The sequence below is a fragment of the Amylibacter sp. SFDW26 genome, from assembly GCF_009184395.1.
Lineage (GTDB): Bacteria > Pseudomonadota > Alphaproteobacteria > Rhodobacterales > Rhodobacteraceae > Amylibacter.
The window spans coordinates 74774-88766 of the sequence record NZ_WEIC01000006.1 but is presented as its reverse complement, the minus strand read 5'-3'; the positions used below and the strand labels follow the sequence as shown (position 1 = coordinate 88766).

At 41.6% G+C, this 13993-nt stretch carries 9 protein-coding genes; 1 reads left to right on the top strand and 8 read right to left on the bottom strand.

The annotated features are described in order from the left end of the window. Position 1 precedes the first annotated feature (1 nt). From gspD to F9L33_RS14930, 4 genes are read right to left on the bottom strand one after another with little or no spacing between them, the layout of a single operon-like run. Complete coding sequence (gene gspD, locus F9L33_RS14945; protein WP_152143615.1) at positions 2-2056, bottom strand: type II secretion system secretin GspD; 2055 nt, start codon at positions 2054-2056, stop codon at positions 2-4. A gap of 31 nt (positions 2057-2087) precedes the next feature. Then, complete coding sequence (locus tag F9L33_RS14940) at positions 2088-2609, bottom strand: hypothetical protein (protein ID WP_152143614.1); 522 nt, start codon at positions 2607-2609, stop codon at positions 2088-2090. Continuing rightward, entirely contained in the window at positions 2599-3132 is a 534-nt protein-coding gene (locus tag F9L33_RS14935) for a GspMb/PilO family protein (RefSeq protein WP_152143613.1), read from the bottom strand. Before F9L33_RS14935 ends, F9L33_RS14940 begins: the two co-directional genes overlap by 11 nt. Position 3133: 1 nt before the next feature. Next, positions 3134-4120, bottom strand: a complete 987-nt coding sequence (locus F9L33_RS14930) for a PilN domain-containing protein (RefSeq protein ID WP_152143612.1) — start codon at positions 4118-4120, stop codon at positions 3134-3136. Between the two features lie 57 nt (positions 4121-4177). Between F9L33_RS14930 and F9L33_RS14925 the strand changes: the two genes are divergently transcribed. Next, on the top strand, positions 4178-5641 hold the full coding sequence (locus tag F9L33_RS14925; protein WP_152143611.1) for a GspE/PulE family protein: 1464 nt from the start codon (positions 4178-4180) through the stop codon (positions 5639-5641). Between the two features lie 15 nt (positions 5642-5656). On the opposite strand, the gene F9L33_RS14920 is transcribed toward F9L33_RS14925, so the two are convergent. From F9L33_RS14920 to F9L33_RS14905, 4 genes are all read right to left on the bottom strand, one after another. Beyond that, positions 5657-6004: a hypothetical protein gene (locus tag F9L33_RS14920; RefSeq protein ID WP_152143610.1), complete on the bottom strand. Its 348-nt coding sequence runs from the start codon at positions 6002-6004 to the stop codon at positions 5657-5659. Further along, positions 6004-6414, bottom strand: a complete 411-nt coding sequence (locus F9L33_RS14915) for a hypothetical protein (RefSeq protein WP_152143609.1) — start codon at positions 6412-6414, stop codon at positions 6004-6006. Before F9L33_RS14915 ends, F9L33_RS14920 begins: the two co-directional genes overlap by 1 nt. A gap of 379 nt (positions 6415-6793) precedes the next feature. Then, the gene (locus tag F9L33_RS14910; protein ID WP_152143608.1) at positions 6794-7135 is read right to left on the bottom strand and encodes a hypothetical protein; all 342 of its coding nucleotides are present in this window, start codon (positions 7133-7135) and stop codon (positions 6794-6796) included. A gap of 18 nt (positions 7136-7153) precedes the next feature. Continuing rightward, positions 7154-13819, bottom strand: a complete 6666-nt coding sequence (locus F9L33_RS14905; protein ID WP_152143607.1) for an RHS repeat-associated core domain-containing protein — start codon at positions 13817-13819, stop codon at positions 7154-7156. Positions 13820-13993 lie beyond the last annotated feature (174 nt).

Here is a 13993-nt window from a genome sequence, read left to right as displayed (position 1 = left end):
CTTAGTCTAAGACATCAGCCAAAGTATGCTTTGGCGACCCTAATCCTGAATTAATAATATGATTTGAATTCTTCAATTTTTCGCGCCAATGCTGTGTAACTGCACGGCTATCGCCAACATCATTAATAACAGTTGGACGGATCAAGATCAGCAATTCTGTTCTTGCAGCGGTCTTACTCTTATTTCTAAACAATGCTCCTAGAAGTGGGATATCACCTGCACCTGGAACTTTCGATGTCGTCGAATTTTTCTGTTCTTGGATAATACCACCTAAAGCCAGCGTATCTCCATTTTGTACAACAACACTGGTTTTAATTTCTCGCTGCCTTATGGTTGGTGAATCAATACCTGAAGTTGTAGTATTGGCCACATCACTTACCTCTTGTTCAATTTCCATGACAACACGTCCACCTTTACCAATACGCGGTTTAACCCGCATGATAACACCCGTATCACGGTACTCGATTGTGCTGACAATCGGTGCATTAGGATCTATTGTAGATTGTGAGCTGCGCGTTGCAATTGGCACTTGATCCCCAATTTGCAATTCAGCTTCTTTATTATCCAACACAGTTAATGTAGGTGATGAGATCACTTTTACATCGGTTACACTGGATAAAGCATTAATAGCCGCTTGAGCGCTATTTGCCGTAAACAATGTTGAAAATCCTGGGAATGTAGATGCTACTGCACCTGAAGTTACATCAGAGAACGTATTGGTGAAGTTCCCACTTTGCAAATACCAACGCACACCAAGATTAAGCTCATCATTCAATGTGACCTCAGCCAGAGTGACTTCAATAAGAACTTGTTTTGCAGAGCTATCTAATCGGTTTATCAATCGTCTGATTTCTTGATGCTCGTTTTTCAAAGCACGTGCAATGATCGCATTACGTGCATCATCTGCAAGAACTTGTATTTGATCGTTCTCTAAATCCAAAGAAACTGGCTCAATGGCTCCTTCTCCTGTTGTTTCAAGTGTTGAAGAATAGTCACTGCTGCTTGCAACCCCTAAGAGGCCCGCTAAAACGGGTGCAAGATCGGAAGCGCTACGATTTTGTAATTCATATATTTCCGCATAGCGATTGGCATTACCAGCTGTGCGATCAAGATCTCTTATCCAACGCTGCGCTTCAGCTAGGTATTTAGATCTGGATGTAATAACCAAAATAGATCTCAGTCTCGGGTTCGGGACAAACTCTACAACATCTTCTAAAGAGCCTCCCGACCCTGTTTCAAAAATCAAATTCAATTCTTTAACAACAGCTTCGGGGTCTGCCGCATCTAAATTCACCAATGCTATTGATTTCCCCCTCATAATATTAACATCAAAGAGATTAATAGCATCCAAACCAGCCTCCAGTGCAGGCCTGTCACCAGATAAAAGCAATAGATTGCGTTTTTTATCAACATCCACCTTCAAACCATCTTCAATTGTTGGTTTTAAAAGCTGGAACATTTGACTTGCAGAAATAAATTGCAATGGTGCAACAACAATCGCATCACCACTTATTGCACTGCTATCTCTCGAAGACACAAAGCGTCGCGTTCCCTGTTTGCCAGGAAGTATTTTTATCACCTTGCCTTCTTTTTCCATGCGTGCGCCATTTGCACGTAAAGTAATCTCAAAAAGATCCAATAACGCAGATTGAGGAATTGCCCCTGTTGTTTGCACAGTCACACGGCCATTTACAGCATCAGAAACAACGAAGGGTACTTTTAAAGTATCTCCTAAAACAGCTTGAGCCGCTGCAGGTATGCTTGCATTTATGAGGTTCATTTCGACTTTATCACGACCTGCAGGTACTACAATTGCAGCACTTTTACCGCTGTTCTTTAAAGCGTCATTGTTAATAAACTCATCGCTTCCCCGTGATAGCGCTTTACGACCTTTTGTTTGTTGGCCTTGACCGCGCTGACCAAGGATTTGTTTGGAAATTGTGTCATTTTTTGTTCTAAAAGTATCTGATCCAAAACGACTTGGTGAGTCTTTTGCTTGGTCTGAAATACACGCTGACACTATCAGAAGTGTCAGTAGTAAAATTACCTTGTTCATATCATGCCTGTTTTTAGCATAACAATAGCAATTAGTGTCGAATTTTGATAGTTATTTCTTCTTCTGCATTCACAAAGGTTACTGCATCATTTTTGATCTCAGTAATTTCCCAATCCATAACAATATTTCCACGTTGATGCCACTCATCAACACCATTTGAGCGTAGCAGCGCTGAGAGCTTTTCGCCGCGTTTCATGATACCTAAGAACTCAACATCTGGAGGAGGAACCTTTACAGGCTCTGAGGTTTCTTGTTCTGGAATAGCAACAAAAGCTTCGTCTGGCTCTTGAGGCTCTTGTTCGTTTTTTATCTCAGGGTTACGTCGCGTTTCTGAAAACAAAGGTCTATCTAGAATTTTCGCCAGATTGCTTTCCTCAGGTGCAAATTCCTCATGTTTGATAGGCTCTTCTATCTGTTCAACATTCCTTTGAACATCCACGTGCGTAACTTGGCCTTGAAGCATGCCTGCTGGTTCAGGCCAAACACTATAAAGGATTGCCCCAATAAATACCGTCAGCAAAGGGGGTATGAAATTTCCAATTTTACTCTTCATTTTGAGACACCCACCCCCAAAGCGTAAGACGCATATATACATTCACATCCGTAGTGTTTTGGTTAAATGTAGAGATATGTCTTATATCAAGTGACTGAACCCCTATTGGAGGATCATATTGCTCCAATTGAGCAAGCATCGCTACGGCTTGTCTCAAGCTGGTTTCAGTTTCAAAATCCACAAGGAACTTTGTAACGTTACCATCATTAGCCGTCCCATTTGGGCCTAATAACAGCTCTGGAATTTGATGCTGTGAAGCTATTTCAGAAACAGCAGATTGCAGATTTAAAACGGCCTGCCCAAGGTCTTTAGGTCCATCACCCCAAATATAGGGTGTTTTTGTCGAAGGTTCGCCTTGTGGCAAAGCCCTTAAACGTTTTGCGATATCCTCTCGTTTTAAAATTAAACTATCATGGTACTTTAATTCATGATTTATCGCCGATTTTAAAGGTAAATAACCTGCTGTCCAAATAATACATATGACTGTAAAAAGAGGTGCAAATATATAAAGAGAGCGCGTCATATTATTGAACCCTAATTTCTATTTGAAACCGTTTTGAATTTGAGCTTACTGCCCCTGAAATTGACGAGATCAATTTAGCGTCAGCCACCCAACTCTCTTGCTTTAAGTTTGAAATTATACCTGGGACGTCATTGACCGAAAATCCATTTAATGAAACGATTGGGCCTTTAATAGACATTTCAGAGACCCAAGATCCATCATCAAAAAAGGCAGTCAAATTCTCCAGCAGTTGCGTTCGATTTTTCCCAATCTGCAAATTTTTTTCCAACCGAAATGCATTCTCTTGCGCTTCGGTATATTCTTGATGTTCTTTAAACCGTTTTACAGCAAGCGTTTCTAATTCTGTGATGTCACTTCTGATATCAGATGTTACGCTTCTCAACATTTCCAATTGCTTGTATTGGGATAGCCCCCACCAACCACAAAAAGCCATAAGCAACGCTATATTTACACCTAACCAAAACCGATGCGGGCGGCTAAACGTGCTGGAATAATCAATGAATGTTTTTTTCGCTGAACCAACAGCAACCTTTCTTAAACGCAGGCCAATCGCATCAATCGTTTTTTCCAACAGAACCAATCGCTCATTTTTAAGCACCAGTTGTTTGTAATATGCCTTGCCTAAGTCCCCTTTATTATCCGCTTGGCGCCATGTGAGTTCGTCAACGGATATAGGTGACGCTTTTTGTAAATTTGTTTGCAATGCTTTTGGCACATGCTTTTCTGGAATATTCGGTAAATGAACATTTCGTTCCAGCACATTTTCAATAGACAGCGTCACATCAATTGCACGCCCTTTAAGCTCATTGATACCCAATTGAGTACTGGCTTCAATCGTCTCAACGGGGTTAGCGAAAAACTGTTCAAGATCCACAATTTGCACGGCCAGTGGTTTTACGGCTTTAAAGCTAGGAGATGTTAACCAGCTTGGTACATATTCCAAAAAACCATCTGCCCAATGGTGCCAAAGATTGACAAGTTTCCGCAAAGTTTAAATAGTCCTTAGTATAAGAATTCAGGTTAAATTTGACGGGTATCAGCGCATATGTCTAGCACAGAGACTACATTATCTTACAAAATTGACCATCATACTCTTTCGCAAAATTTAACCAACCAACTTTTAAAGCAAAAAAACATTTCAAAGCAACAATTAGAAACTTTATCTTCTGTGGCAAAGTCAGAAGGCGTTTCAATTGATCGCCTTTTAAAACGGTCTGGAACATTGTCCGAAGTTGATATTTTGAAATCATATGCCACAGCAATGAATGTGCCCTTTGTTGATCAACTTACACAACTCGAGCCTGACTTTGAAACGATCAAAGAGTTAACCGCAGACTATATTAAGCAAAACAATATATTTCCACTTCTGGGTGGCAAAGGATGTCAAATCATTGCAACGGCTGAACCCTTAGATACATCTACATTAGAAATGATTACATTCGCTCTGGACCGTCCCATTGAGCTCATTTTATGTACAAGCGAGCGCATTCGCGAACAACTTATAACCTTTTTGCCAAACACAGACATAACAACAAAAGAAACAGACAAGGCTGACCTTAAAGCGTTGGCAAATGAAGCGCCTGTCATAAGTTATCTTCATCAAATACTCTCTAAAGCCGTAGACACAAAAGCCTCTGATATACATTTTGAAAGCACACAGTTTGGGTTGAAAATAAGGTTCCGCATTGATGGTGTTTTAAAAGAAGAGGCAGTGAATGACAGTCTCCCTTCAGATGCGATTATTTCGCGCTTAAAATACCTTGCCAATCTCAATATTTCTGAGCGTAGAAAACCACAAGATGGACGCATACCGTTTACGTTCAAAGGGCATAATATTGATTTTAGATTGTCTATCTTACCAACCCAATACGGCCAAAGTGCTGTGATACGTATTCTCAATCAAAATGCCGTTAAACTAGATTGGGATGTATTGGGGTTTCAAAAACCTGACGTCATAAAAGTGCAAAATATATTATCCCAACCTAGCGGGTTGTTTTTGGTAACGGGGCCCACGGGTAGCGGTAAAACAACAACGCTCTATACAGCCTTAAACGAGTTAAACACATCCGATCGCAAGATATTCACGATTGAAGACCCGATTGAATACAATCTAACTGGCGTCAATCAAGTACAGGTTAACGAAGCCGTTGGTTTAACTTTTGCATCCGCTTTAAGATCCATATTACGCCAAGACCCAAACATTATTTTAATCGGGGAAATCAGGGATGCTGAAACGGCAGAAATGGCATGTCGTGCAGCTTTGGTTGGGCGGTTGGTTTTATCAACTCTGCACACAAATTCTGCAAGCCAAGCCAAAACAAGATTGCTGGATTTAGGCGTGGCAGAATATTTAATTGATGCTGTTTTACGAGGTGTTCTTGGACAATCATTGGACATACATACCTGCGCTAAATGTTCAGGGGTGGGTTGTGCAAAATGTAATAATGTTGGCGCTACGGGAAGAAGTTTAAATTATGAGTTAGTAACGCGGAATGGGAAAGAAACTTAAACGGAAGGATCTGTATTATAAATACTGTTTTAGCATCTCACTATGCACCCGCTTTTCTATAAACTTAAGTTCCCCTATAATATATGGGCCTCTAAATACCGTGATAATGGGATGATGTCGTTTAATATGGTTTAGAAAATCATCTGAGGCCACACGTAGAATTACTTCGCGAATCTCTCCACGATACCATGGTAATTCTCCTAAAATTAGCACTTCTGATAACCGCCTTTCATCTTTCTTCAAATGATCAATTATTTCAACTCTTATTCTATTAGAGTTAATACCATCTTCGGGTATTATATCGTTATCTTCAACGAGCTGAAGATGTGCTATTTTATCCACATAATTATCAACTTTTTTCATTATTTCACCTTTGGTTTCAAGCGATCTAATTGACTTCTTGGTATTGTTACAGCAATACCATTCGGGATATCAGCAAACGGTCCTCTATGAGAAGCATTAAGGACAGAATTTGGTACTTTTGCTCTTACAATAGTTTGTGTTCCACCAAAAAACCTCTTGAAAGCTTGTTGTAAATTTTTAGCATCAGTCAACGATTCGACAAATTGTTTACCTTCATCAAATGTTCCTCCTCGGAAAACACCTGACTTTCTAATATCCGCTAACTCATCTCCATCGACAACACGAAAGAGTGTTTTTGAACCAAGTTTTTTAGACAAGAACGTGCCAACATTTTTAATAATACTACCCCCGCTCAATATACCTGCTCCATTAGTAATGGTTGCTGGGGCTAACTCTCTTGCAGTTCCCATAAGTCGGCTACGTTCAGCAAAAGTTTGTGGCCCTCCTTGTCCGTTAGTAGACTTTCGGATGTTTAGGCCATCATTTTCATCACCACCGGAGAAGCCACTCCCGTTGGTAATCGCGCCATTGTCTATTGCTTTAGAAATTGTTGTACTTATGGCTTTCGAAATCGACCCAACGACCTGTCCTATGGCATAAGATTTAACGAGACCAATGACAGCATCCTTGAGAGATATCTTGCCATAGCCTTCCTAAAGCGCCTGCCCTCAAACGGGTACTTAACATTAAAGTATTCACTAGCGCATAACACACTGTAGTATGTAATCTTAGACAAATATTTGCCTTAGGAAATACACTTTGCCTTAGGAAATACACAATTCAAATATTTTATACTTCATCTTTAAATAGAGCTAATAGTTCTTTGGAAAGTTTCCTTATTTCAATCATTCTTGGATGATCAATTATGGCGTTTACCTCCATACCATCATCAATTTTATCCACCAGACATTGTAGTTTATTAACTTTGCAACACAAATTGGCTGAAAATTTTTTTTGTAAATAACCTTTTTCAATGGCCAATGATATCCTACCATCATCAAAAAGACCACATACAGCTTCAGTATAACTCGACATCAAGTTATCATTTTTACCCAGCCACAATCTTTCTTGCAATTCGATTGATGAGAGCTCTTCAAGGTTATCACAAATTATATCTATATTTATCATCATTACATTTCCTTATTAGAATCACGGAGGTGTAAATTTAAATTTATTCAGTGGAATATGCGTATCTGGGCTTCTATTTACACCGCGACTACCATCTTGTCTAAGATAATTACCTCCACTATCTCTCTGGCGAACATATGGACTTTGAGAATTCTTAAACGGGCTATTTTTATTTCCCTGCATAACTCGAACACTCTCATTTGGTTTCAATGGATTATAGTACTCCACTCCTCCTTTAGTCCTCGTTGGGCGCGCTTTCCACGTTTTGGGAATACCTTTGGGTCTTACACGTGTTCCTTGTGCTGGCTTTATACCCTCACCATTAGCTTTACTCGTACCACCTGCACTTCCCGAACCACGACCTCCACCTGGACTACAGTATATCTTACATGCAGGGTTTAGACTCTCAAACAAACCATCCTTACGTCCGCTTGTACTTTTTGTTACAGCAATATTATTCTCAACTGGATTTATAGCTGATCTAGATGCATTTACATCTCCACCAGCGTACCCTGCCCGCAAAGCACCATTATCGACGGCCTTAGCAATTGTAGCAGTAATGTTCTTCGAAATAGCCCCAACGACCTGTCCGATGGCATAAGATTTAACGAGACCAACGACTGCATCCTTGAGAGATATCTTGCCAGACACGACCCCGCCTACTATCTGCCCATAGCCAAATATTGTTAAGGCACTCCCAACAACACTCAAAGCGGTCGATAGGGTTGCAAAGAATGCCCCTGAGCCAGCAAGGCCACTGACAACTGCACCAAGTAAGGCAAAGAAGAAATTACCATTTGGATCAAGTTTGTTAACAGGATCATTAAAGGAATAAGCATACCTGTTTGTTCCAACGCCATTCTCTGTCACCTCTAACCAATCAGGTTGGATGAACATGCCCAGTTCTGGATCATAGTAACGTGCATTCAGATACTGAAGTTCACTATCATCATCATAACGTTCCCCGAGGAAACCCTTGGTTTCATCGGTTGCCCCTGGCGCTTTATCTTCATCAGATATTTTACCAAACGGTGCATAGGCGCGTGTAACTTCAAACTGTCCTGCATTATCAGAAACAGCGACGACAGAACCAAGTTGATCGACGTGAACAAATCCCGTTTCATGAGCTGCACCAGCAGCAGGTCCGTTTTTCCAACGGATGTCACCAATCGGATAGTTTAAAACTTCCAAAGACGGTTTCTGCCAATCGCGTAGTTCCGATATGCCAGTATAAACTGTGATAGATTCAGTCGGTGCATCCGCATCTTCGATTTTCATCAAACGATCGCCAGATGGTCCATAGACATATTTTGTAGTCTTACCGTTATTAACAACAGATAGCGGGCGATTTTCCCCATCATAAGTCATGACCTTGCCGTTCAAGCCTGTGGTCATGTTGCCGTTGTCATCATAGGTGAAGTTTTGACCAGCGACAGAAGATGGCGCGTGGGAATGTGGTGAATTACCGTTAGACCCAACACTACTTGCATTCGCATAGCTGTATGTACCGACATGAGAGTTTGAACGCATTCGGCCTGCACTATCATATGTGAAGCTCTGGTTATGTGCCGACAGGCCAGCCGTGTTTGTGGCAGACAACAAGCGGCCTGTGTAATCATAGATGTACGAAAGATCATCTGCATCCATAGTGGCGTTTACAGATGTAACCCGCCCGTTCAAAGACCGCGTATATGTTTTGGAATACGTCTCTGATGTCAGTGGGCTTGAAATAGATACATGGTCTAACCATCCACGTGCAGCATCATACTGACGCAAATCACTCATACCATTGCCGTAGATCACTTCTGTTGGATTATCACGCAAATCGTATTTAATATCGATAACATCGTTACCGAATTTCGCTAGGCGCCCTGCTGCGTCGTATTGGTATTCTGGCGTCCAACCCCAAGTACGCACACCACTCGCATTTACATATTGATAACTTTGAAATCTTAGGCTGCCATCAAAATTATAACGCTTGTGATCGCGAACAAGTTCAGCACCCGCTGCAGGGTTATCTGGGTCTTTTTGAATATAATTATAGCCATTTCCTGGCAAACCATGCTTGTTGTAATCATAGGAAAAGTGATTTTCCTCTACAATTTGACATGTCATTTGCCCAATGTTGTAAGCAGTTGGCGCCGCGTTTCTCCGACAAGCATGGCCAGAACGCCCATGTGACGTTGCTCCATTTATACCATCATAAAAACTATAGGTTGCGACATTACCATTAGGTCCGCCTGTGACCAGTTTGCGCGTTGGACGGTTCAACTCATCATAGATAAACTGAATGGTTTGACCTTTGGCATCAGTCTGTTTCGTCAGGTTGTTGTTTACGTCATATTCAAGCGCCCATTTACCAAGACCAGGATCTTTGGATTCTATGCGATTGCCGAAAGCATCGTAAGTATACTGATATGAGATACCACCAGGATCACGTACATCTGTCAAACGTTGTAGAAGATCATACTTATACTCTGTCGCCCGCCATACTTGTGTTTGCCCTACATCTGATAGGTCCGCATCATTTCTGTAAGAAATCACAACATTCCCGAAATAATCCATATAGTTTCGGGTCCAATCACAAAGGTTTTTATTGGCACCTAAATCACATGTCGTAGAACGGATAGTTTGGAAGGGAAGAACCGTATTCGTACTTGAAGAACTTAAACGGGGGTACTGTCTTGTATAACTCCCATATGTTGTTTCCTGTACTGCCCCATCAGCATAAGTCATCTTCGTTGGGCGCCCAATCGGGTCATACATATAAGTCGTACGCTTGTTCGCAGGCGCAACATTGCTCGATGCTTCAGCCCAAGTCAGTGGAATACTTTCCCATAACTTCTGTCCGCGTTGATCGTATTTGGTAAGGCTTACACGTGCACCAGAACCTGCCGCGGTAATGCTTGCTAGACGACCCGAAGTAGCCGTTTTATATGTTTCGCCAAACCCATTGAAATATTCACGTTCATAGCTGTCAGATTGCCCAAAAGCAGTCGTCCGGATTTTAATGCGGCGCTGCACATACTGAGCCGTTGGGTTCCCCAAATTATGATAAGTCGTATAAACGTTTTGCCCAGTTGGGCTTGTTGTTTGTATGCCCAAACACATTGCATCATACACATGTGTTGTCGTCAGATTATTCGCATCTGTTTGGCTCAGCGGTTGTTGGCAAGCCGTATTCCATACAGTGGATCCTGTGTGCCCAAGCGCATTGGTTGAACTGGTTAAGAATAGGTGCTTTGACGTCTCATAGGTATGTGTTGACGTAAATCCGCGCGCATCTGTTTCGGTCAGAAGGTTGCCGTGTGCATCATGCGTATAGGTGGCTGTCCTGCGGAAAGTGCTGCCAGAAAGAGGTAAAGCACCATTCCAAACCTTCGTTTGCGTCAAGTTCCCTCGTGTTGGCTGGATAGATTCAGCAAGATGACCATCATAATAATAGTTTTCACGTTGAAGCCATGTGGAACTGGCATTTGGATTACTACCTGAACCTATGATTTTACGTTTAGGAAGATTTACGATGTATTTTGATGGATTTGGCTCATACTCGTATTTTGTCCAAGTATCATCATGCGTCGTATCCAAGAAGCCACGATCGTAAATCAGTTCTGCTTCGCCATAAGGCGTCCAAGTATAATCCATCTTAGTACTGATGAGATTAGTCCCGTGACGTGTGGTTTTTGTTTCACTCGTTTTGGTGATCCGGATAGGGCCGGCTTCATAGGTGCCGGTCACATTCCAAGTGTTTTCCACCTTGTTATAAAGCGTACTGCCGTAATGCAGCTCTGTTTTATCAACCAAACCCGCGTTTTCGTAAGTGTCATTAAGATAGGTGGTTTTTTGAACAAGCATACCTGCAGCCTCTGCGTTAGCAGTTGGCAAAGTAATCATCACCTCTTTAAAGCCCAATGGCTTACGGCGGTCATAATCATATCTATCGCCTGAATATTCAAACATCGTGACACGAGGTTCAGGTGTATTAACACCTGTTGTGACCTTCATAACCACCTGGCGTGTGGAAGGCGCTTGATTGTCCGGGAATTGGGCAGAAGCATCGTACTCTGCTGAAATCACATCACCAGAAGATGTTGTGATACCCTTCAAACGGTTTGGATGCCCAACAGAACCGAAGTAAATAGTCGGGTTTTGAGCCCCACTCAAAATCTGATCTTCTCGCACAAAATCAATAAGACCATCACCGTCTAAATCACCTGATGTTGAGAACTTATCAATCGTACTTCCAACGCCAGTATGTTCGACCAAACCGTGGGTTTCAGAACCTGTTGATAGGAAAACTTTCGCAGGTCCATTATGATTGCGATATGCTCTAATCCAGCTTGCCCGAGTTTGACCTGCGTTGATGATAACGTCAGCGAGACCATCTGCATTTACATCTCGGACTTGAACAGAGTTATTATAATATAAAGTAGCTGCAGAGTTTTTCAGCTGGCCGCCAAAATCTACAGTATCAAACCATTTTTGATCTGCTCCAAAGGTGCCATCGCCATGTCCTAAACGTACATAAAGAGACCAATATCCTTCACCTGCATTAACAGGATATGGTGAATGTGTAATCGCATCAGTAATACCATCTCCGTTTACATCGCCAAATCCAACAGCCTTAACGCCTACAAGACCGGGGTTCGCGGCATAATTCAACGCTGGAGAATTGGTAAGGTTACGGCTCTTAAAACCCTCAGGTGTATATTCACGTATACAATCTGTAGGATAAGCCCCTCCGCTATTTATTCTTACACTTGTGAAAATTTCATCTATACCATCGCCATTAACATCAACAGCACGAAGGTTTGTAAAAGCATTCCAGTAAGGGTTTGGATGTGAACAACTTACATCCACTACATTTGTCGAACTGTTAATATAGTTTTGAACACTGGCTTCTTTCAATACTCCTACAGCATCGCCAGCGGAATTATTTGGATCCGCTACGACATCCCAAAAATATCTACTTTCAGGAGGAAGACTTGTGTTCGCAGTATATGCACGTTTAGCATGATAAACCTCTACATCTGGATCTTCATCGAAGTTTCCAGACAAGGTAAGGTTAGTTGCATCCCAATAGAATGAATTGTTCACATGCAGCTGTTTTGGGTCTGGCGGATTCGATAAAGGACTTGGGAAACGCCCATTTGGAGTAGGCTTCAAATCTTGTGTGGAAATAATACGCGCATTTTGGTGGTGATATGTTGATTGTAATATCACGATTGGATCAGGTGTTTTAGGTGTCCAACGTGTCAGTGACAATAAGCTTTTTGGCCAAGTGCCATTTTGATCGGTACCTGTACGCACTGGGTCAGATTCATTAACACGAGATACGTTTCTATTATCGTCAAATTTGTAATGACCCGCACGTTGAACCCACCACTTATAGGTATCAACATTGTTGTCTACAGATTCAGGAAAAGCAATTAGTTCATCACGCCCATCACCATCCGTATCGGTCGCAACGGTATTCATATGGAAAGTCGGGCCGCCTGTACCAGTACCAGCAGCACCATTGCCCCAGCCCAGAACATTTGATCCTTGGTTGCTAGCCAACTGTGGGTATGTACGTTCTTCTAAATTATATGCATCATTTGAATAATTAAACGTTGTTGCAGGAAAAGATGAGGTATTCGTAACATTTGGGTGGCCGTTCCCCGAAAGCGTAAAATTACTACCATATTGACGAACCGAATTCAGCACCTGCGCTTTAGTTAACCCACTTTGGCTTTGAGAAAGATTATAGGCTGCAATTTTAGTGGCCCCATCAGTCGTATATATCCAACGCAACATATGGCTGTTTTGCCCTAGATATGATGTACCTGTAGAAAAACTGTTAGCAACATTATTTGTTACGTATTCAAAGTTAACGGTATAACCCGCATAAGAGATTGTATCTGGGCGATGTGCATAGCCAGAAAGACGTGCGTTACCCGCGGTGTCCCCAAAAGCATAACTATAAGTTACGACATTTGGAGTAGCCTGAGTGTCTGTTACAGTACGCAATAACCATTTGCGACGTTTGCGAATATTATCATGAGCAGTTACATCCTCAGATGAACCAAGGGATTCTGATGGCGCTAAATCATCAATGGATGCATAGCGCATTTGCGTGCCGTTTTTCTGATAGACAATAAAAACGTTCGTAGCTTCATCTAAAACGATCTTTGTGTAGGTATCTTTAAGCGTTACAAAGTCTCCACCTGCGGCACATCCAACAGGATTTCCTGTTGCAATATGGCTTGGCGCGTAATTCCAAGCAGACGTATCCACACCAGAAACTTGGATAGGACTATTATCGCACTTTAAAAGTTCCGCACCGTCAATTACAAAAATATCACGCGCATCAAATCGATTATAAAAGGGAGCACCTAAACGGGAAGACACACGCTCAATAGAAGAAAATCCCGATAGACCCCACCCGGTTCCAACAAAGGCTCCATCTCCCGCACGACGCCCCAAATCTGAATTATAGTTAATGGAAAGACTTGGCTCTAGCTTCCTGAATTTTGGAACTGAAATAGGGACTGAATATTTTAATTGCCCTGAGGCACTCACTAAATCAACTCCAGCACTTGAACCAGCAATCACACTGCCAGATTCGCCGCCACTACCTTGGCTGTAAGCTGTTGATGTAAGAAAAATAGGTAAGGTCAAAAGGGCAGAAAATAGTCGACTTATCATTGAAGGCGCTCTTAATTAATTGTTGAAAAAATGATAATAAATCAAAATACCGTGAACTGCTGTTAATAAATATAGTGCTTAACATTTTGTCAATAAATTTTGATTTTTACATTTTTTAATATATAAAACAGATATTTAAACTTACAAAGTTATTGAAAATTACGCAAAAATCAC